This is a genomic window from Coleofasciculus sp. C1-SOL-03 (assembly GCF_040220555.1).
Lineage (GTDB): Bacteria > Cyanobacteriota > Cyanobacteriia > Cyanobacteriales > Coleofasciculaceae > Coleofasciculus.
The window spans coordinates 35289-56451 of sequence record NZ_JAVJUO010000235.1 but is presented as its reverse complement, the minus strand read 5'-3'; the positions used below and the strand labels follow the sequence as shown (position 1 = coordinate 56451).

14 protein-coding genes and 2 pseudogenes are annotated in these 21163 nt (G+C 44.5%); 11 read left to right on the top strand and 5 right to left on the bottom strand.

The genetic code is table 11. The features are described from left to right. The first annotated feature begins 386 nt into the window (after nucleotides 1–386). The 9 genes and pseudogenes from RIE73_RS35865 to RIE73_RS35825 all read left to right on the top strand — a co-directional run bounded on the left by RIE73_RS35865 (nucleotide 387) and on the right by RIE73_RS35825 (nucleotide 9648). Nucleotides 387–1169, top strand: coding sequence for an RNA polymerase sigma factor SigF (locus RIE73_RS35865; RefSeq protein WP_446405706.1), 783 nt, complete (start codon nucleotides 387–389; stop codon nucleotides 1167–1169). 157 nt (nucleotides 1170–1326) lie between these two features. Further along, nucleotides 1327–2235: a hypothetical protein gene (locus RIE73_RS35860; protein ID WP_446405705.1), complete on the top strand. Its 909-nt coding sequence runs from the start codon at nucleotides 1327–1329 to the stop codon at nucleotides 2233–2235. Between the two features lie 447 nt (nucleotides 2236–2682). Further along, nucleotides 2683–2934, top strand: coding sequence for a hypothetical protein (locus tag RIE73_RS35855; protein WP_446405704.1), 252 nt, complete (start codon nucleotides 2683–2685; stop codon nucleotides 2932–2934). A gap of 19 nt (nucleotides 2935–2953) precedes the next feature. Further along, nucleotides 2954–5992, top strand: coding sequence for a hypothetical protein (locus tag RIE73_RS35850; protein ID WP_446405703.1), 3039 nt, complete (start codon nucleotides 2954–2956; stop codon nucleotides 5990–5992). Between the two features lie 279 nt (nucleotides 5993–6271). Further along, on the top strand, nucleotides 6272–6796 hold the full coding sequence (locus RIE73_RS35845) for a 2'-5' RNA ligase family protein (protein WP_446405702.1): 525 nt from the start codon (nucleotides 6272–6274) through the stop codon (nucleotides 6794–6796). 103 nt (nucleotides 6797–6899) lie between these two features. Next, nucleotides 6900–8303, top strand: a complete 1404-nt coding sequence (locus RIE73_RS35840; RefSeq protein WP_446405701.1) for a tetratricopeptide repeat protein — start codon at nucleotides 6900–6902, stop codon at nucleotides 8301–8303. Between the two features lie 171 nt (nucleotides 8304–8474). Then, nucleotides 8475–8780 (top strand): annotated as a pseudogene (locus RIE73_RS35835) (helix-turn-helix domain-containing protein); the annotation flags it as partial. A 215-nt stretch (nucleotides 8781–8995) separates the two neighbouring features. Next, nucleotides 8996–9133, top strand: a pseudogene (locus RIE73_RS35830) (DUF6932 family protein); the annotation flags it as partial. After that, on the top strand, nucleotides 9130–9648 hold the full coding sequence (locus RIE73_RS35825) for a helix-turn-helix transcriptional regulator (protein WP_446405700.1): 519 nt from the start codon (nucleotides 9130–9132) through the stop codon (nucleotides 9646–9648). The pseudogene RIE73_RS35830 and the gene RIE73_RS35825, both read left to right, overlap by 4 nt. Before the next feature lie 346 nt (nucleotides 9649–9994). On the opposite strand, the gene RIE73_RS35820 is transcribed toward RIE73_RS35825, so the two are convergent. Further along, on the bottom strand, nucleotides 9995–11875 hold the full coding sequence (locus RIE73_RS35820; RefSeq protein WP_446405699.1) for a transketolase: 1881 nt from the start codon (nucleotides 11873–11875) through the stop codon (nucleotides 9995–9997). A gap of 444 nt (nucleotides 11876–12319) precedes the next feature. On the opposite strand from RIE73_RS35820, the gene RIE73_RS35815 reads away from it, so the two are divergent. Beyond that, nucleotides 12320–12544, top strand: coding sequence for a hypothetical protein (locus tag RIE73_RS35815; protein ID WP_446405698.1), 225 nt, complete (start codon nucleotides 12320–12322; stop codon nucleotides 12542–12544). Nucleotides 12545–12902: 358 nt separating this feature from the next. Further along, the gene (locus tag RIE73_RS35810) at nucleotides 12903–14399 is read left to right on the top strand and encodes a glycosyltransferase (RefSeq protein WP_446405697.1); all 1497 of its coding nucleotides are present in this window, start codon (nucleotides 12903–12905) and stop codon (nucleotides 14397–14399) included. 174 nt (nucleotides 14400–14573) lie between these two features. Here the strand turns inward: RIE73_RS35810 and RIE73_RS35805 are convergent, their stop codons facing one another. The 4 genes from RIE73_RS35805 to RIE73_RS35790 form a co-directional block, all read right to left on the bottom strand. Further along, nucleotides 14574–15179 carry an RloB family protein gene (locus RIE73_RS35805; protein ID WP_446405696.1) on the bottom strand — a complete coding sequence of 202 codons (606 nt, stop codon included), beginning with the start codon at nucleotides 15177–15179 and terminating at the stop codon, nucleotides 14574–14576. A 14-nt stretch (nucleotides 15180–15193) separates the two neighbouring features. Then, nucleotides 15194–16585 (bottom strand): AAA family ATPase, encoded by a 1392-nt coding sequence (locus tag RIE73_RS35800; protein ID WP_446405695.1) that lies wholly within the window; start codon nucleotides 16583–16585, stop codon nucleotides 15194–15196. A 228-nt stretch (nucleotides 16586–16813) separates the two neighbouring features. Beyond that, nucleotides 16814–19492 (bottom strand): AAA-like domain-containing protein, encoded by a 2679-nt coding sequence (locus tag RIE73_RS35795; RefSeq protein WP_446405694.1) that lies wholly within the window; start codon nucleotides 19490–19492, stop codon nucleotides 16814–16816. 123 nt (nucleotides 19493–19615) lie between these two features. Next, entirely contained in the window at nucleotides 19616–21139 is a 1524-nt protein-coding gene (locus RIE73_RS35790; protein WP_446405693.1) for a serine/threonine protein kinase, read from the bottom strand. Between the last annotated feature and the right edge of the window lie 24 nt (nucleotides 21140–21163).

Here is a 21163-nt window from a genome sequence, read left to right as displayed (position 1 = left end):
GTTGGTGGTGATGGATTTCGGATGGACAGGGACATTAACGGCGCCCGTGGGATTTTCCTACGGGCTTTGGGAGATATCCCCTCTCTAAGAGCTTGTCTTTTAGAGTGCATTGTTAGCATAAGTTAGCAAAATTATATCGGTGCATTGACCGCAAACTTGGAGATTAGCCAAAACGTTATTCTATAGGTTTACCCTACTCCTGCTTTCTGGCGTTGTGGTAGCCGTACTTGTGAAAAACGGCTGTAGCTGGCTAATCTATTGATGATGATGATCCTGACCTGTAGTGATCCTGATCTCTAGATTCCAGCAACAAATTTCCTGCCAAACCGCTGGCTTGAGTTAAGGGTTTTCACTCAAAGTACGCTTCTACCCCCTTTACTTTTGCTATGCTGACCCCCGTTACCCACGAACAAGAACTAAAACACGAAAGCCTGCGATTGCTGCGAGACTATCAGCAATCCAAATCCCCAGAGATTCGCAACCAGCTAGTCTATCTTAATATCGGGCTCGTTAGACGAGAAGCTCATTATTGGGTCAATCAATGTACCGAAAGCTATGAAGACTTGCTACAAGTTGGCTGTCTAGGTCTGATTCGAGCGATTGAGCGATTTGCTCCCAGTAAGGGTAATGCCTTTAGTTCCTTTGCCATTCCCTATATTCGTGGCGAAATTCAGCACTATTTGCGTGATCGCGGCGGTTGTGTACGTATCCCCCGGCGCTGGCTAGCCCTACAGCAGCAGTCGATCGCGATTATTCGCCAGTTACGAGAGCAACTCAATCGCCAACCCACGGATGCGGAAGTCGCTGAGGCTCTTGACATCCCCTTAACTGAATGGCAAGAAATTAAGCTGGCACATCAGAATCGAGAACCTCTGAGCCTCGATACACCTGTTGGTGATGAAGACGACGGCACAACCAGTTTGGGTGATCTGGTTCCCGATCCACGATATCGCAGTTTCCAACTGGCACAAGAAGACCAAATTCGTCTACAACAAGCCTTGGTTCACCTAGAACAACGGACTCGCGAGGTTTTGGAATTTGTCTTTTTACATGACTTGACTCAGAAAGAGGTGGCAGAGTTGTTGAATATTAGCGTGGTAACCGTGTCTCGCCGCATGAAGAAAGGACTCAATGCCATGAAAAATCTCATGAATGGTGGGGAGCGGTAAGTGTCAACGATAATGGATGCGATCGCTAGTCGCTGTGGCAGTCAAAGTATCCATAATGCTTTTACTATAATAGATAAGTAGAGAAAATAATTGGAATTAATTTCTAATTGGGGTGTTCTGTGTGGTGTCTTCTGGAAAACGATGGGGGGACTCGATCATGCATAAAAAATTATTAGTTGGATTGATCACAGTATTAGCATTGTACATGGGAGGTTGTCAGGGGGAAGAGAGTGAACCAATTGGTGAAGTCCCAGAGCCGACGACAGAGGAATCGCCAAGCGACTCACAAGCTGCACCAAAGGTAGCACCCTTTGCAGATCCTGATGTAGACGCGCAGCCAAGATTGCCAGCAGCATCAGGGTTGATCGAAACTATGCCACCCCAGGAGCAAGTTAAAAAAGTAGAAAAAGGACGCAGCGATCCCTTTGCTACCCTTACCCTGCAACCCGAAGTAACGGTATCGCCTAACCCTCAGGCACAAGGACGCTCTAGACCTGTACCTGTGGTTCCTCAAGTCCCCTCGCCTCCTCAAACGAGGAGGGGGACAAATGGTAATGGTAGTCCCGGGGGTGGCAATCAAACCAGAGGAACGGGAACAGGCACAAACGGCTCCAATGTAATACCCGAACCGCCCACGCCACCAGGAAGAGCGAGAGCTAATGGGGATGGAGGAGCCACAGCCAATGGGGATAATGGGGGACAACCCGGTAGCGCCACAGCCAGTGGCAGTCCGATTCCGCAACCCCCTCCCTTGGTTCCCGAACTGCCCAAATTACCAGACCCCACACTGGCTAGGCAAGTGGAAGTTGAGGGCGTGGTTCAAGTCGGGAATGTGCCTCGAGCTATTGTTAAAGTTCCGAATCAACCGAGTCGTTACGTTCAAGAAGGACAAAGGATTTCCAACGGACAAGTTCTGGTTAAGCGGATTGAATTGAATCGCGGTCCGACGCCAGTGGTGGTTCTGGAGCAATATGGTCAAGAGGTGGCTAGACAAGTTGGCGAAGAACCGGCGGGAACCCCAGCACAAGCCGAATCCTCTACCGCTTTGCCACCACCACCCGCCTGATGTCAGTTTGTGGTTATTCATGGGGTGAGTAGCTGAAGTGAATGAGCAGCCCCCTAGGACATCGGTCAAGAAACCGGGTTTCTTTGGGTGAAAGGTTGATATTTCGTTGTCATCCTCACTCTTAACCTGGTTTCTAGGAATACTTGACCGACGGGAGTGCGATCGCATCTTGTCAGGATAAATAGTTTGTAGAGACGTGCCATGGCGCGTCTCTTTTTAAAAGCAGTAGCTCGCAAACTTTGGTAGCCTGGAGGAATTCAACGCCAAAAACGTATCCCAGAAAACGAAAAATTAGATGAATTCAAACGTATAGCCTGTGATATCATGTCCGACCAAACAGTCATTATTCCCTTGTGCCTTGCAACCTTCTTCCTTTCCTTCTGCCCTGGAGTCTCCTGCCTTCTGCCTTGTTTGTACCGATAGTGTAATTATTCCACCGGACATGATATGACCAGCCAATCATTACGATACTATGTATCTTGTTCGAGATTACCTTTAGCCGTTTATCGAGAGGTGGCGGCTCATTTACGGCAAGTAGAAGGAGTAGACGTTGATCTAATGCCCCAAATGTCTCAGACGTTTGACTACAATCAAAGTCAAGTAGAGGGGTTATGGATTCAACATGCTGATGATTCTGATGCGGTGAGTCGAGAACGAGTTAACCAAATTTTGACCCACTATAACCTACTCGCAACTTAATGAAGAATCGTTAACGATTATGGACTATTGGGAATTTCTACTCCAAAAAGAGGGCGATCGCACTTGGTTCCCCATTAACTCCCCGAAGCTTGACTTGGATGTGGGTCGATACCGCGTGGTGGCTCATTCGAGTCGCGCCAATACCGATGTGGAAATTTGCGTGACGCATACCGATACGAATGAAACACCACCCAAGCGACGGTATCAAAAGCGATCGCGCCGCACTAACCCGGATGGGTTAATGGTGATTATTCCCTTTACCTATCTGAAGCCCGGTCTGTGGGAATTACGCTGCTGTGGCGATATTATGTCCGATTTTCTGGGGAATTCCTGGCAGGAAACGGTACGATTATCAGTTGTACCCAAAGCGAGTGAGGTTTTAGAGAAGGCAGAAGGCAGAGGGCAGAAGGCAGAAGATAGAGGCTTCCAGGACGGAAACCAGGAACAAGACAATCAGGCAGACGAAAATGATCTCACTCATGAAACGGTAAATAGTGACTTCACGCCTTCTGAGGGACTTCACCCATCATTGATTGCTTCCCTTCATCGCCCAGAGAAAGAAGAGGTTCACCCCCCACAAGCGCAACCAGAAGAGCAACGTGCGATCGCGGATAATGGTTCACTCGACTCATCTCACCCTGTCACCCAATCCGCCCAATCCCCCTCTCCAACTGAACTACCTCGCTTAACTGAAACCATAACCTTACCCCAAACTCAGACCCCCCCTCAAACCCCTGTAGCGGCGACAGAACCCTCGGAAACGGATACCGAACACTCCCTTTCCCACCTGACCAATGGCAAAACTGGGGATGAAGAGGAAACAACACCACGAGAAACCAACGCCCCCTCTCCCTCCCCAGAACCCTTACCTGAGTTAGGGATTCCCGAACCCGATATCCCCATCCAAACCTCTCACTCTTCCCCATCTCCTATCTCCAACCCCATTTTGGATCAATCCCTACAAGTGCTAGAGCAAGTGTTGCAACAGGTACTTGATCCGGTGCTCCAAGAATTTGAAGCCTCTGAGTCTTCAGAATTGCCTATTCCCATCCCCACAGAATCTGAATTTTCCTCACCAGAGGAGACGCCATGGCAAGGATTAACGTTAACCTTAGAGGAGGAAGCCTTTGTCACCCAACGGGGAGAATCCCTGACTGTAGCCGGACAGGTCGATCAATTAAATGTGCATCAGCTAGATCCTGGAGAAACCATCCCCAGGGAAACAAATCAGTTTCAGGGCGTCCTACACTATGAATTACGTCATCCGCAAACCGGAGAGGTTGTCGTGGATGTACAAACACCCATCGCCGCATCCACCTTTCCGGTCGCCTTTAGCCAGACTCTAGACATTCCCTCTGACAGCACAACCTGTTTATTACTGGGAAAAGTTAACCTGTACGGATCAACCGGGACAGGATTAGCCAGTCAACCGTTTACCGTAACGGTGGATTTAGATGAATTGTTAGTTGCAGTTCAATCGGGAAATTGGACAAAATCTGAAGATACGACTCCTGTGGTTTCTACTCCACAACCCAAGTCCCAGCCAATTCCCCTGAATCAGACCTTGCTGGAGTTAGTCAATAATCCCAAAAGCCGTCAGCCCTTAAATTACCACCCCTCATCCAATCAAGCCTTACCCCCACAGCTTTATCAACCCCAATCCCAGCCCGGATTAAGCAAATCCCTGGATCTGCCTACCTTTTCTCAGCCCAAACCAACCACAGGGAGAGATTCGGAATCCCTTGAGAAAATAGAACAAGAAACAGAAGCGCGATCGCAATCCATTGAACCCACCGAGAAACAGACAACCGAAACAACGCCTTCAGCAGCCGACAATACCACAGAAGCCTTGGTGCGAGAGTCATCTGTAAGCGAGTCTCCGGTGCAGGAAATAGCCGATGGGGACAACAATGAGGAGGTCTCCATTCCTAGCCCGACTGTCTCTGAAGCATCAGAGCAGGCGGAGACCGTGGCTGATTCCGCTGACCCCTCACATAACATTGAACCCGAAACACCGCCCCTAGAGGAGAATCTCGCCACCTTAGAGGAGACATCTGAACAGGCGGCAACCGAGTCCACCGACATATCCGATGTTTGGACATCAACACCAGAGGCTGAATCCGAATCTTCCCAGGAAGAGGAAATATCAAATCCAGACCTATCCGAGTGGAAAACAGCCGCGATGTCAAGTGCTGCACCCATCGATCAAGATCCGATCGCCGTCGATCGCGCTTTCACTGAACTCAACCTGGATGACCGATTCTGGGGACGTTTGAATGCGTTAATGACAGATACGGATTTAGCAGAATGGCTGAAAGTCGAATTACCTCCTAGTGAGGACTTGGTTGAGTTGGAAGGAGAACTATCCGAGTCAGAGGTTGATCCTTTATTTGCTCAACCTGAAGAAATTCCGCCATCCTCTGATGATAATGAAGATACAACATTAAACGACTTTGATGAATCGATGTGGGATGAAGACAGCGAGGAGGTGGGAAGTCTTAATCATGAGGATATCCCGGAACTCGAACCCCCTGCTCAACCCGATCACCCTCCCTTGAATCGAGAGGAATTGTTGGAGCGAGAAATTGTGGTTGAGGATGAACCCCCAGCGACGGAACCCTCAGCGTCTCAGCCAGCGGATTCCAGAACCGTTGAGAAACAGCGATTGAGAACCTCTGACATGGCTCAACTCGACCTAGAGACGCCATTACCCACACCCGAACTATTCATCCCGACTCAAGAACTGGCGGCTGGTGAACCTGTACTGGTACGAGTTAAATTGGCGGCTGATTCGGCTCGCTTAGGCGTTAAATTATGGGTTCAAGATCGCCAAAGTCGCTCCCTACTCGATGGACCCCGCTGGTTAATGGATTTAAGCCCCAATAAAGCAGGAGAATTAGAAGCCTTAACTCAGTTAGTTGTACCCTTTGGTACAGTAGAAATCCGGTTTGAAGCGATTACTGTAGATTTAAACAGTGAACGAGAAAGTCATAAAGTTTCCGTTGATCGGGTTGTGGTTCCGCCAGACTTGTCAGATTTCTCTGACGATGAGTTATGAATTCACCAATACGATCATCAGTTACTTGTAGGGGCGGGTTTAGGGATAAAATGAGGAAACCCATCTCAAACTAAACAACGAAACCCGCCCTAATCCTAACCGCTCACTCGGAATCGAGCGCGGAGTCTTTCATCATCGCTATTGTGTAAATTGGGCATTTAGGTGATCAGTTGAGTGTGAAGGTGGGGAAGGGCGGGTTTTGTAGAAAAGTTATTACTTTCTGGGTTAATTATTTCCCTAAACCCGCCCCTACAGGGGATATACAGCTCTAGATACCCAATGAATACTAAGATATCGTTCTGGCTGATACCGTCAGCCGCTTATCGACCCTTTTTTCAAGAGATGATCAATTCTCTAGCAAACGCCCATGATGCGCCCAGGTTTGAGCCTCATGTCACGATTTATTCAGAGAACTATACGGCTGATGAATCAGTTGATCAATTAATCGAAACAGCCGTAAAGAATGTACCTGGGTTTATGCTGGATATCGATCAGATTAGTTATACTGATCTATACACCAAGACATTATTTGTGCAATTTCATCCATCGGCAATTCTGACTCAGATTTCAGAAACGTTGCGACGTAATTCGGCTCATCCCTCTAATTATGTTCTCAATCCCCATTTAAGTTTGATTTACCAGCACCTTGATCAAGCCATTCAAACAAAATTAGCCACAGAGTTAGTTATTCCCTACACCCAAGTTTTCTTTGATGAAGTGAGAGCAATTTCCACACCGGAACCTGTTCGGAGTCGGGAGGATGTAGAAAAGTGGCAAACGCTTAGTGTCAGAAGACTCGAATAGAATCATACTTTCTGTTCCCTGTTCCCTGTTCCCTGTTCCCTATTCCGGATGAAGCGATCGCACCGGCGAAACAAGAAAGGAAGAAGCTGTTCGGTTGACGGACATGAGTAGCGATAAGCATCAGCAGGACGAAACGATGGTTTTATCAGGGAATTCTAAGGTATCCGAGACTCCCTCGACGGGGATGGAGGATGTGCAATCTGAGGCTGACAACTTTTTGAGTCAGGGAATCGCATGGTTTCAGCAAGGGGACTACCGCCGTGCGATCGCGGCGTTGAATCAAGCCTTGCAGATTAATCCCGATTTGGCACAGGCTTACCATTACCGGGGAATGAGTCATTATTGTCAGGGAGATGCTTTGGGTGCGATCGGGGATTTTGATGAAGTGTTACGGCTTAATCCCCAAAATGCCCAGGCTTATAGCGATCGCGGTTTGATTCTGGCGACGCTGAATGATCGCTGGGGCGCAATGCAAGATTATAATCAAGCCTTGCAAATTGACGGAAATTATGATAAAGGATATCTGAATCGCAGTATGTTGCGGTTGGCACTAGAGGACTATGACGGTGCGATCGCCGATTGTGATCAAGTGATTCGGATTAATCCTGATTTAGCTGAAGGGTATCTGAATCGAGGAATTGCCCGGTTTGAACTAGAAGCCTATCAAGACGCCATAGTCGATTGCGATCGCGCTTTAGCAATTAATCCAAATCTGGCGGCGGCTTATTTTAACCGAGGGATGAATCAAATCGCCTTGGGAGCCTATCAAGAGGCGATCGCAGATTTTAGTCATGTTCTGGAATTGAACCCCAACGATGCTCAAGCGTATCTGAATCGGGGTTATGTGCGGTTGCAGTTGGGGGAAAATTGGGGGAGTATTGAAGATTTTGACCAAGCGATGCGCCTAGAACCCGTAGCGGCGAAGGCATTTTTCCAACAGATTTCCAATTCCTTCAATGAAGAACCAGACGCGACTGAGGATGATGAATCGAAACTGATTCAAGGATTAATAGTTCAAGGGAATTTACGCTATCAATTAGGCGATTATCAAGCGGCGTTGAATGCGTATAATCAGGTTTTAGAACTCGATCCCAATCATACAGAAGCGTATAACCAACGCAGCACCGTGCGTTCCGCGATGGGGGATTATCAAGGGGCGATGGCGGATTTAGAAATGGTTAAAACCCTCTCCCTAACGACTCCGTTCTCCCCAGAACCCGTCTCAGTAGCGACAGATGAACCAACACCTCAAGAGTACCAGGATCGAGGCGTAGAAAAGCTGAATCAAGAAGACTTCCACGGCGCAATTGAAGCATTTAATCATGTCTTACAGCATAATCAAAATGACGCCACGGCGTTGACTTGTCGAGGATTTGCCTATCGTCGTCTGGGTGATAAATCACGGGCAATTGCAGATTTTCAGAAAGCGGCAAAAGTGTTTTATGAAAAGGGGGATATGAAGTCATCCCAGGAAGTCATCAAGACACTGAAAAAGTTGCGGCAATAATTAGGGGCGGGGAGAGGCAATAGGGAATAGGCAATGGGCAATGGTTTCAACTCAACCCTCTGTCGAGGGAAAATTCGGCGAAAGAAACCCATAAGCTGGAAATCCTGGCATTTTTCGAGGATGCTTAAGCAGAATCTTCCCCCATCAAGGGGTTGAAACTGTTAAGAGTTCATTAAAATTAAAATTGAAAGTTTGAATAAACTGCCCGATGCTTTAATTAAAGCCAGAATAGCTGCCAAAATGAGCCAAGACGAACTGGCTGATTTGCTGGGAATTGATCAACAACGAGTTCAGCAGTATGAAGACACCGATTATCAATGTGCCAGTTTTGTAGAAATCCTGGAAGTTAGCACAGCGCTGGGTGTGGAATTTGAAACGGCTGTGATGCGGGTAGATTTTGAGGAACTAGAAGCCGTTAAACAAAGTGTAAAAAAATGGCGAAATAAAAAAATGAATATGGCAACTAAAACGTCATAAAGGATAATTGTGATACACTTAATAGCCGGACAATCGATTGGTGACACAGGTGTGAGGAAGTGATTCCAGAATTCGATGAAAACGGCAATCTACCACTAGGAGTTCATTTTTGCGAGGCGTGACACACCTTATTTGGTGGATTAGAATTGTAGGGGCGCAAGGCTTGCGCCCGGTTTAAACGTAAAATCTATTCCACAATTTTAGCTGTGTCAGTCCAGTATAAAGGTGAACTTTTTCGTTCAGATCAACCCGTAGGAGATTACGGGTTAGCTTCTCTAGAATTTTTTCAGCGAGATAGACAGTTCAATCCAAAAGGAATTATTGCCATAGATTTATTGAGGTGGGAATCATGATTAAAAATGAAAAGCAATATGAATACAGCCAGGAATGTGCCAGAAAATTTGAATATTCCATCAACATGTTAGATCAAGATGAAGCACTCAAGCAGAAATATCCTGATGGTTGGCAGCTTTCTCGTGATGTAAAACAATCTCATCTCATGGCTTTACAAGCCGAAATTGCTGAATATGAAAGACTGATTAATTGTGATAAGAGCCAGCCGATTAAAATTGAAGTGGAGAGTTTAAATAAGCTGCCCGATGCTTTAATCAAAGCCAGAATAGCTGCCAAAATGAGCCAAAACGAACTGGCTGATTTGCTGGGAATTGATCAGCAACGAGTTCAGCAGTATGAAGACACCGATTATCAATGTGCCAGTTTTGTAGAAATCCTGGAAGTTAGCACAGCATTGGGTGTGGAATTTGAGACGGCTGTGATGCAGGTAGACTTTGCGGAAATAGAAGCGGTTAAACACAGTGCAGCAAAATGGCGAAAGAAAAATATGAATAGGGCAACTAAAACCTCATAAAAAGTAGATATAGCACTCCTAAATAGGTTGTGAAAAATCAAAAAATAGAAAAAAGCCTTGAAACTCTTTACCATTGCCCATTGCCCATTCCCGAAAATTATCAGATTTTTGGACATTCAGATTAAAAGTATTATCCAGTCGTCTTTAGACGACTTTCGCTTTTAGCCAGTGGTTTAAACCACTGGCTGATTAACTGGCTGATTAACTGGCTGATTAACGGGGAGCATCCCATTTTGGAAACAACATCACCTCAAGTAACAGTATTTCAAGGGTTTCAGCTCTCCCAAAAGAACCAACGTGCAAAATAGGGATGCTCCCGATTAACGCGAGTGATGCGAGATATGAGTTATGCGCCAACGGGTTGTTTAACCAGCGATCGCGCGGCTGCAACGATGGCATCGGCGTCAATTTTTGCCTCATGCATCAGTTCTTGGGGTTTGCCAGAACCGGGCATATTTTGTACCGCTAACTTAATTAACTGGAGTTGAGGACCTTGATAGGTGGGTGCAGTATCAACACCAGCAAAGGCGTCCTGTACGGCAGCACCTAAGCCACCTTCCAGCCAATGATCTTCGACGACAATTAAGTTACCTTCGGTATCCTGTGCGGCTTGATGCAGGGTTTCTGTATCAATGGGTTTAACCGAATAGGCATCAATAATCCGGGCGGTGATCCCCTCTTGTTTGAGCTGATCATACGCCTTCAGCGCTTCGTGCAATGTTACCCCGGCACCAATCACCGTTACTTGGTCGCGATCGCTACTGCGGAGAGTTTTGCTACCACCAATGGGAAATTCTTCCGCTTTTTCATAAATAACAGGTGTTTTCATCCGCGTTGTCCGCAGGTACACAATTCCATCCCGGTCAACCATTTGACCCACCAGTTTAGCGGTTTGATTACCATCACAGGGATACAGAACCGTACTACTCCAAACGGCTCGCATAGATGCCAAATCTTCTAATGCCATTTGCGAGGGTCCATCTTGACCAATGGAGATTCCGGCGTGAGACCCCGATAACTTAATATTGGCACGAGAAATAGCTGCCATTCGCACGAAGTCATAAGCGCGACTCAGGAATGCGCCAAAGCTAGAGACAAACGGCTTATAATGCCGTGCTTGTAATCCCATCGCCGCTCCCAGCATCTGCTGTTCAGCAATGAACATTTCAAAGAAGCGATCGCTATGGGTTTTGGCGAAGAATTTGGCGCGGGTGGAGTTACTTACCTCCCCATCAAGCGCCACCACATCCGATCGCGATGCGCCGATGGCGGCTAATGCCTTACCGTAGGCGGTACGGGTGGCAACTTTCTCGCCTTCGTCGTAGGTGGGGAGTTCCAAGGGTTGTGTCTCACCAATTATGGCAGGTTCTCCCTCGTCCTCCGGTTTCTGGACGGAAATTTGAATATTGCGTTGACCGCCTAATTCCTCAATTGCCGCGTTTGCCTTTTCATCGTCCAAATTCTTACCATGCCAACCACTCTGATTTTCCACCACAGAGGCACCCTTTCCTTTCACGGTGCGGGCAATAATTACCACAGGTTGGTTATGGATGGACAGTGCTTCACCGTAGGCTTGCTCAATGTCCTTAAAATCATGACCATCGATTTCAATCGCATGCCAACCAAACGCTCTCGCCCGGGTTGCATAGGCTTGGGTATTCCAGCCCAGTTCAGTTTGACCCCGTTGACCCAAGCGATTCACATCAATAATCAGAATCAGATTATCCAGATTATAGTAGGAAGCGTGATCAAAGGCTTCCCAAACTGACCCTTCAGCGGTTTCACTATCACCTTGAAGTACCCAAACTCGATAAGGAAGTTGATCCAGGTACTTTCCAGCCAATGCCATACCCACGCCAACGGATAAGCCTTGTCCCAGAGAACCCGTAGCCACCTCAATTCCCGGGAGAACGGGAACTGGATGACCCTGAACCGGACTGCCAAACTGACGCAGGGACATCATCTCCTCGTCTGACATCACCCCAGCCGCTTTATGCATAGCATAGAGTAAGGGACAAGCATGTCCTTTGGAGAGAATGAAGCGATCGTTATTCGGGTTATCGGGATTGTCGAAGTCATAGCGGAAATACTTGGACATGAACACCGCCATTAAATCCGCCGCCGACATGGAGGAGGTGGGATGACCGGAACCCGCCGCCGTCGTGGAGCGAATACTATCCACGCGCAGTTGTTGAGCGAGTTCGTGCCATTGATTCTGGGTCGTCATAGTTATTCTTCTTATTGAACGTCAAGGGGGGAATTTCTGAAATTCCTTGAACTTCAGTAAATAAGCCTTAGATTCGTAAGGCTTAGATTAGCGATATTGATAGTGATGTAACAAAAATTAGAAATCATGCCCAAATCTAGAGGAAACGTCATCAATCGATAGCTAAACAAGGAATTGCTATTGAGCTAAGTTCTAAATATCTGATCCCTGACTAGGGCAACCATAACCTTAATAAATTTGAAGCCTGCTTTACGTCTGCCTTATGGCATAAAAATAGCATTGATATCTTATCTATCTTAGGAGTGACGAATATCCTCGCTGAGGAGTTTTACCCTAGTGAAGGCTTCGGTGGTAAAGTCGGGTTAAGTTAAATGGCTTGCCTTAATCAGCCAAAGCCTGAATTAGAGAGAATAATTGAACGATAAAAAAATAAGGAGAATTAAAATGCCGACTCAAAGCGAACAAGCTACAGGAGTACAGAACACAAACTATAACCTGGTTAGTGTGTTGTATCACATGCTCAATGGTGCCGCTACTTACGATCAGTATATCCAGGATGCCGAGCAATCTGACGATCAGCAACTGGCTCAGTTTTTACAAAATGTTAAAAAGCAGAATGCCGAGTGCGCCCACAAAGCCCAAGAGTTACTGGCGCAGCGAATTAAATAGCCGCAAACTAGCGCTATCCTAATCAATAACTTAAGCTTCCTTTCTGCATGAGAGGAGGCTTTTTGGCTAACTATTTCCCCTGTTCTCTCAATTTCAGTAGCATTGTCATTGCTAATGAGGGAGGGAGTAAAAGGGTAAGTAGGTTGGTGGAAATAAATTCAACCTTATGAAGTTATGTTAACAAGCCTCAAACCCTTACAAAGGACGAATGACCAATGACGAATGACGTAGCTTGCTTCTCGCGACAGCGAGTTCCCCACCGTTAACTTTAATTGTCCCCACCTACTTAATTAATGCTTGTGTCCACATAATTACGGATATGATGGACAAATTAATTTAATTTTAGTGAGTTTTTATTATGCATATTGGATTTCTTAACCCACAAGGTAACTTTGACCGCCATGATAGTTACTGGACAGAACATCCAGATTTCGGGGGTCAGCTCATCTATGTGAAAAATGTGGCGGTGGAGATGGCAAAGCACGGTCATAACGTAGACATTATCACGCGCCAGATTATTGACCCAGAGTGGCCTGAATTTTCCGAGAAATTTGATCACTATCCCGATACGCCCAATGTTCGGATTATCCGCTTACCGGCTGGACCCAAAGAATTTCTTCGCAAAGAATTGCTTTGGTCACATTTGGTGACAGATTGGATACCTAATATCCTGCAATTTTATCGAGAGGAAGGGAACTTTCCTGATGTGATGACCAGCCATTATGCTGATGGTGGCATATCTGGGGTTTTAATTGAAGCAGAAGTGGGTATTCCTTTCACCTTTACCGCTCATTCTCTGGGGGCGTTGAAGATGGATAAACTGGAAGTCACACCTGAAAATCTCCCAGAAATGGATGAGTATTATCACTTCGGACGCCGCATTGTGGCTGAACGGTTGAGTATGAATCGCTCGGCTGTCAATATTACCAGTACAACGGATCAAGAACGGTTTAAACAATACGCTCATCCTGCCTATCGAGGCGCAGTTGATGTTAACGATGATGCTCGTTTTGCCGAAATCCCACCGGGAGTTGACCCTTCATTGTTCGATCTTGAATCCCGTTCCCCAAACGAGGAAGAAACCTATCAATTAATTCAAGAACGATTAGCGCGGGATATTGAAGAAGAGCGGCGGGATTTGCCAGCAATTATTGCGGCGAGTCGATTAGCGCCGAAAAAGAATCATCTGGGTTTAGTTCAAGCCTTTGCTGAGAGTGAAACGCTGCAAGAAAAAGCCAATCTGGTTATTTTTACCCAGGGGGAGGACAACCCACTGCGGGAACCTGTTAGCAATCATACAGCAGAAAAAGAGGTACTCATTCCCATACGCGAAGTGGTCAACAATAATCACTTATGGGGTAAAATCAGTGGCTTTAGCCTCCCCGATCAACCCGCCCTCGCTGCTGCTTATCGATTTTTTGTCCAACGTCATTCTGTATTTGCCCTCACGTCTCACCACGAACCTTTTGGATTGGGTCCGATAGAAGCCGCGTTAGCTGGGTTACCATTAGTCGTGACTCAGAACAGCGGTTTGAGGGAGAGTTTACGAGAGGGAGATGAGGTTTATGGTATTCTCATTGATCCAGAGAATCCAGCAGCCATTGCCCAAGGTTTAGAAGAAGTTCTTAGTGATTCTCAACGGTGGGAGTGGTTGCACAACGCCTGTCGCCAGCATGTATGGAACTATTACACTTGGAGGACAACAGCGATAGATTATCTGAATTTAATCGAGGAAATTGTCGCTTCACCTAACGCTCGTCGTTCTGATGAATTGTTGCCGATTCATCCCTATTTCCGTGATCCGCGACCTGAAAATGATGTATCGTTGGACGAGTTGAAGGAACTCTATTTCTAAGCGTCATTGTCTTCATCGTAGAGGCGTTGTATTCAGTCATGATAAAGCCTTTATTTCTAATGTGTAAACACACCACCGCTCAGTGCTATAAGGCTGATGGGCAGTGTCCACCCTACGCTATATCAAAGGTTTCGGCGATTCCAAAATGCTTATTTTAGTGCTATTGATCTTAAGTTACTTATTCAAGCTTTGTAGAAGAATTTCAACGAGCCGATATACGTGTGTTCCTGATGTAGGAGGCCAGTTTTGTGTCGCTGTTGAATGTAGCTGCTTGGCACGAGCTACCGCATCTGCAATCTTGGGTTCGTATAAAGATAGATTAAGTTTACTACTATTGTAACTTCCTAAAAGCATTCTTAGCCTTGCTTTGAAATCCTGGCAATTTGTATCCTGGGGATCTAAATCGGCAAAGTGCAGGCACAACCAAACTTCAAAACAGGGATTGCTGATAGCTAAATGATAATTTTTTTGTTTAGCTTCCCGACAAACTAAACTCAAATTATTAGGAGACCAACGGTCTACATCAAATACCAGCCAAAGCATATCATCGTCGTTTAGATCATACTTCTCATTAAAGTCATTTAAACGGTTTAAAACATACTGAGGAGCGGACTTATGATCATCTCCTGTAGCCAGAACTTCTACTTTAATTTTAGTACTATGAAACATACCAAAATATTGCCTTTCGGTGACTTCCCCTTCAGTCGCAACGATGAAAAGCTTTGCATCTCTCCGATCAGGCTGGCGATCCAGTAGCTTAGTTCGATTGATTCTGCTCATTAGCTCTAGCTGATTTAGACAGACAAATCAGTTTCACAACCAAACCATCCTAAACGTTGTGGGTCTCCAAAAAAAGGAATAGCACCAAAACGACCGTTTAAGTAACCTTTTTCAACTTTCAAGTCAGGTCTAATTTTGAATTCTGCTAAAGAATAAAGACTTGATGCACCTTGTTGATTCTTTTCAACAAACCAAATCTCATCCCGTCGCAGCAAATCTAAGTCGAGTAGATTAGTGTCATGAGTTGTAAAGATTAATTGATTACTTTTTTCTCTACAGTTTATTGCTGTTTGTACAAAACAATGAGAAAGTAGCGGATGTAATCGTCTATCAAGTTCATCTAAAAAAATGACTTTTTCAGATTCTTGCTTCAAAAGAAATAGAGTCGGTATAAGATTAAGCAAACGTTGCGTGCCTTCTGACTCTTCTTCAATCGTAAAATCAATCAGATTGCCGTTGTCATTTCGATGTTGAGTTTTTAATTGAATCAACGCTAATTTTCCATCTTTATTTTTACGAATTAGATACCGTTTACCTCGACTATTACTCCCTATTATTGCTAGTGCTTCTCTATCCGCCTGATTAAGTTCTTGTATTAAATCATCTATAACAATTTTAGGTATATTTAGAAAATGATAGTCAATGTCGAGTTCAACTTCCTCAGTGCTGATCGAATCAATACCTGTTCCGGAAAATCGAAGAAATTCACTGATAAAATCGATAAATGATTCATCACTGAGAATGCCAATTTCTAATCCCGGATAGTCAGCCTCGGCTGGAATAATAGTCAGTGCTTCTCTAAACCAGTTAGCCACCGGAACTAATACATCAACATTGCGGTCAATCGCTTCTGTTAAAAAAAGCTGATTAGGGCGAGTTCCTTCAGCCACGAAATCAAGGAATTGCTTACGTTTATTACTTCTCCCTTTAAGGGGTGTGCCATAATCCAAGCTTGTTTCTTTTTTTGAAGAAGTAATGCGTTCAAAGTACATTATTTCCTGTTTTTTATCATGAGGAACACCATAAAGCCATTCCTCAAAAATTTGTTCTCTATTCAATCTAAATCCATAAGAGTACTGGATAACTTGATATGTAAATATACACTCAAATTTACTTTGTTTTTGACTATAATTGCCCAGTTTAAATGGGATGACTGGAATCTTTTGAGTGCTTCTAGTTCCTTCTACAACTAAATCCTTGGCAAACTTGACAGCCTTGATTAGATTTGATTTGCCTGCTGCATTTGCCCCATAAATTGCGGCGATTGGTAGCAGTGAGCGATCTTTCCCGGCTGCATTGTTAGCCAGATGCTCTAAATGTTTTTGGTCACTGTTAACCCCTAGCATACTGAACGTAACTTCATCTCTGAAAGATAAAAAGTTTTGTAGGGTTAGTTGGATTAGCATGATCTTTCACCTAAAGGCTTTCTGTATCCCACTACTTATCTTATCTATAGTACGCTAAAACCGCATCTTAGGATAAGGTGGTGGGTTACGGCGGAGCGAGAATTAAATGATTTGTTTCCTAAATTAAACACCGCCTAACCCACCCTACTGGATTGACACAGCTAAAATGGTGGAATAGATTTGACCATTGAATCGGGCGCACGTCTGTGCGCCCCTACAGTTTCGGGGCTAATGGTTAATTCTGTACCTTTGACAAAGGTGGAATGCATCAGAATCAGTCTTGGTGTGAACACGATTGTCGCTTCCAATGAGGGTAACGCACCCTTGCTGCAACAGGTGATTCAGATTCAAATTCCACAAGCTAACTGTTCCATCCGGATTCGCTAATGCTAATTGTTCACCATCGGGGGAAAAGCTAACCTTGGCGACTGGATTTTTATGACTCGGTAAGGCTTTGAGTAATGTACCATTTTGATGCCAGAGTCTAACCCGATTATCGGTACTTGTTGTGGCTAGCATTTGGTTATCCGCACTAAAGCTAAAGCTGGTGACTGGTTTGGTATGTTGTAAGATATTCAACAATGTGCCATTTTTACGCCAGAGTCTTACTGTACCTTCTGTACTGCTAGAGGCAATGAGTTGACTATTGGGACTAAATTGGATATCGATAATAGAATCAGTGCTTGTATTAAAGGTGTGGAGTAACGCACCATCCCGACACCGCCACAGTGCGATCGCGCCTTGGTGATCCACGGTTGCTAGTTGATCACCGTTGGCGGAAAAACGGACATGGGAAACATGGGGACGAGTTAACCTTTGCGATAATTTATCCTCCAGATATTGCCACAGTTGAATCTCCTTATCGGTACTAACGGCAATTTGTTGACGGTTGGGATTAAAACTGATACTGGTTATCGTATCAGCATCAACGTTTACAGTTCCCTGTCGTTGACCCTTTTGATCCCAAACTTGAATTGTACCATCAGCGCTAGCACTGGCGAGGGTTTGGCTATCAGAACTAAAGCCAAGATTAATAATGCGATCGCCTGCTTCCTGTAAGGTATAAACTCGGTTAGATTTATCGGGATCACTCCGATGATGCCACAGCTTTACTGTACCATCCTGATAGGCGACAGCCAACATCTGACTATCCGGACTAAACCGAAACTGAGTCACACCAGAAGCATGTCCGGGTAAGGTATTCGGCTGACTGAAACTCGAAATCGCTTGATTGAATGCCATAATCACCCGCATTTTGGTATCCGCCGTCACGCCAAGGGACTGTTTAAGTTCTTTGGTGGCGCGAATACTTTCGATGAGTGCATCTCGCGTTTGATTGGTGGCTAAAAGGGATTCGGATAATAAACTCAGGGTATTAATTTTAGTATTCCGTTCTTCAATCGAGGGTTTAACCCAAAATACACCCATCAATAGTGTTATAATCACCGCCGCTGCACCAGTGAGATATTGAAATTTCAACTGCTGTTCCCGATTTAATTTCGCTTGGATTAATTTCCGTTGCTGTTGTTCTTTGGTTAATTCTTCCAGTAATTCTTTTTCGCGACGCAGTTGCTGAATTTCAGCTTGATTTTGGCTTTCGATTTGCCGTAACTGTGCCAGGGTTGCTTCTTGAGACGCCGCGAGGAAATGATAGTCGCGATCGCTTAAACTTTTCCCTGTTGCCCAATCTTGAGCATCTTGTAAAGCCTGTCCGTGCAATAATCGAGACTCATCTTGACAATCTGAGGCAAACCAAGCGGTTAATGCTTCACTGTAGGGGCGTAATTCTGCCAGGGCGTTTTCTACCCAATTTTTGGTAAAAATAGACTGATAAATTCGGTTTTTTACTCGTAATTTTCCCCCTTGACGAACCACTAATCCACTCAGGCATAATTGCGCTTGTTCCGGACTATCATCAGCAATCAATTCTCCTTGGTGCAAAATGCGCTGATAAAGTCCCAATAATCTGCCAGCAAGCTGCTCATTTTTGAGAATGCGATCGCGGATAGTTCTAATATGGGCAGGTTCATCTTGAGATTCCCAGTTTTCCAGGATTTGAGATTGGACGATTTGCCCAATTAAGGGTGAATTTAAATCGTCGGTTGAATCATTGATAGTCGAGTGATTCACCCCGACTAGGCTTGAATATTGCACCACTAATTGACAAACTTTTTGGGTGAGAAAGGGTTGTCCACCTGTCCAGTCTAAAATCTCGTGTAACACAGCTTCAGGATCAGGAACATTTCCTGCTAATCCCTGAATCAACGGTTGACAATCTTGGAATTGAAACCCCTGCAATTCTATCGCCCGACCAATATTAAAGGGGGTGCGAGTGGGATCACTAATTAAATCCAATGGCGTGGCGACTCCAACTAAGACAAAACTAAGCCGCTGATAGTCAACATTTTGGGCGCGTTTATTATAACAGGCGCGAATGAAGGCAAAAAAGTCATCGGCAGCTTCCTGCAAGCTGAGAATGCTATCGATTTCATCGATAAAAATAACAATAGGTTGAGATAACTGTTTTAGCAGTACCGTAGAAACCAGTTCACTCAGTCGCTGTACTGGAGACATCCAGTCTCGACTTTGCCACCAGTCCATAAATTCCAGGGGATTAAATAGATTAAAGCTATTTAATACCTGATAGGCTACACCACCATACCACTGTTCCAGGGATTGACTACCAATATCGGATAAATCAATTGCAGCACAGGCACATCCTTCCGCAGATAGCTTTTGCATCGTGCGAACTAATAAACTGGATTTACCCATTTGGCGAGAATTGAGGACATAACAAAATTCTCCGGCTTTGAGTCCTTCATAGAGTTCGGTGTCTGCTTGTCGGATAATGTAAGTCGGGGCATCTTCGGGAAGACTTCCACCAATTTGATAGAAAAATTGTTTCATTTTTGATCACTTTTTTTTAGTTTATACGAATAAATTGATAATTGTTTATAGTATTGTATTTTATTCAAAATTTCTGTATAAACGGCAAACACAAATTAATAATATGCAAATAGTTTTTATGTACTATCTGCCATTGAGCCATTCCTGTATTTCTTGGAGTAACCATGTACTTTCTTTTTCACCCAAAGCCCCACCGAGCTTATAAATTCGCTTTGATGAAGAAATTCTTACTTCATAAGCCGCTCCACTATTTGCCATAAAAATATTTTTTAATTCTGTGAGTTCCTGGTAATGCTGACCATATTCAAAAGAATTTATATTACCCAACATTCGTTTCATATTAAAAGAATTACTTTTTTTGTCAAAGCAAATATAAGTCTTTTCTGCAAAGAGTTTAAAGCAAAGTGCAGTAAACAATAGCAACAAAGACAATGCCAAGATAGGGGAAAAAGAGAATAAAGCTTCCATTATACCACCGACGATAAGTATAATTAAACCGGCAACCACAAATAAAAACTGAAAAATCAAGCTAAAAACAACAAATGAAAGCAATAAAAACAATACCAACAAAATTGACAATACACCAGTATTTTTAAGCCTAGATAGACACAAATTTGCAATTCCACCGAATAAACGAGACAAATGTGGAAGTAAATTTATGATTCCACCAAATAAACTAAACTTGGTGAATTTTCTCATTCCCGGAGCAGGGATGATAATTTCTAATCGTTCGGGATACTTGTAGAGTTTGATCAGACTACCATAAGGTCGAATTCTCATTGTAGGATGGAAGGTTGGATGAGAATATTGAGTCCATCCAGCTTTGAGCGCTTCGAGTGCTTGTTTAGCAGTGCTAAAACGTTTTTCTATGGTTATTTCAGTCATCTGCTCAATCCAACTAATAAAATGGGAGTTGAGGCTGATGCGTGAAGCAAAGCTATCCCGAAGGGAATCGCGAAAATAAATCCGTCCCTCTTTTTGGGGTAAATCAGCGGGTGCTGTACCAGTTACCAGGTGAATTAAGGTAGCACCTAACGCATATAAATCAGACGCTGGAACTGCACGTCCCCAAAATTGTTCTAAGGGTGCATAACCACTCGTACCCACGATAGTAAATGTGACTCCCGTAACCGCCGCTTGAGCTTGTACGGCACCAAAATCTACGAGATAAATCTGTTTATCTTTCCCTAAAATAAGATTACTGGGTTTAATATCTCGGTGCAATACAGGCGGACTCAGTTCATGTAAATAAATTAAAATATCGAGAATTTTACGGGCAATAAAATTAACCTGTTTTTCATTAAATTGTTGATTTTTGTCTAATAATCTCTGAAGTGAAATTCCTGGAATATAATCTTGCACTAATCCAAACCACGGTAACTGTAGTCCAGATTCTTTGTCTAAAGAAAAATAATCGCGGTAGTGAGGGACATGGGGATGATTCAAGGCTTGTAAAACTTGTGCTTCCCGTTCAAATAGTTTAAGCTCTTCCCACCGCATTTCTGGACTAAAGGCTAATAGCTTAACTGTCACTTTTTCATTTGACTGTAAATCGGTCGCTAACCAAGTTTGACGCCCTGCTGCCGTCCGTCCTAATTTTTTTTGCAGTTGGTAATGTTCCTTTAAACATTGCTTGGCATTAAACATGATATTTTCCTCTAGAAAAACAAT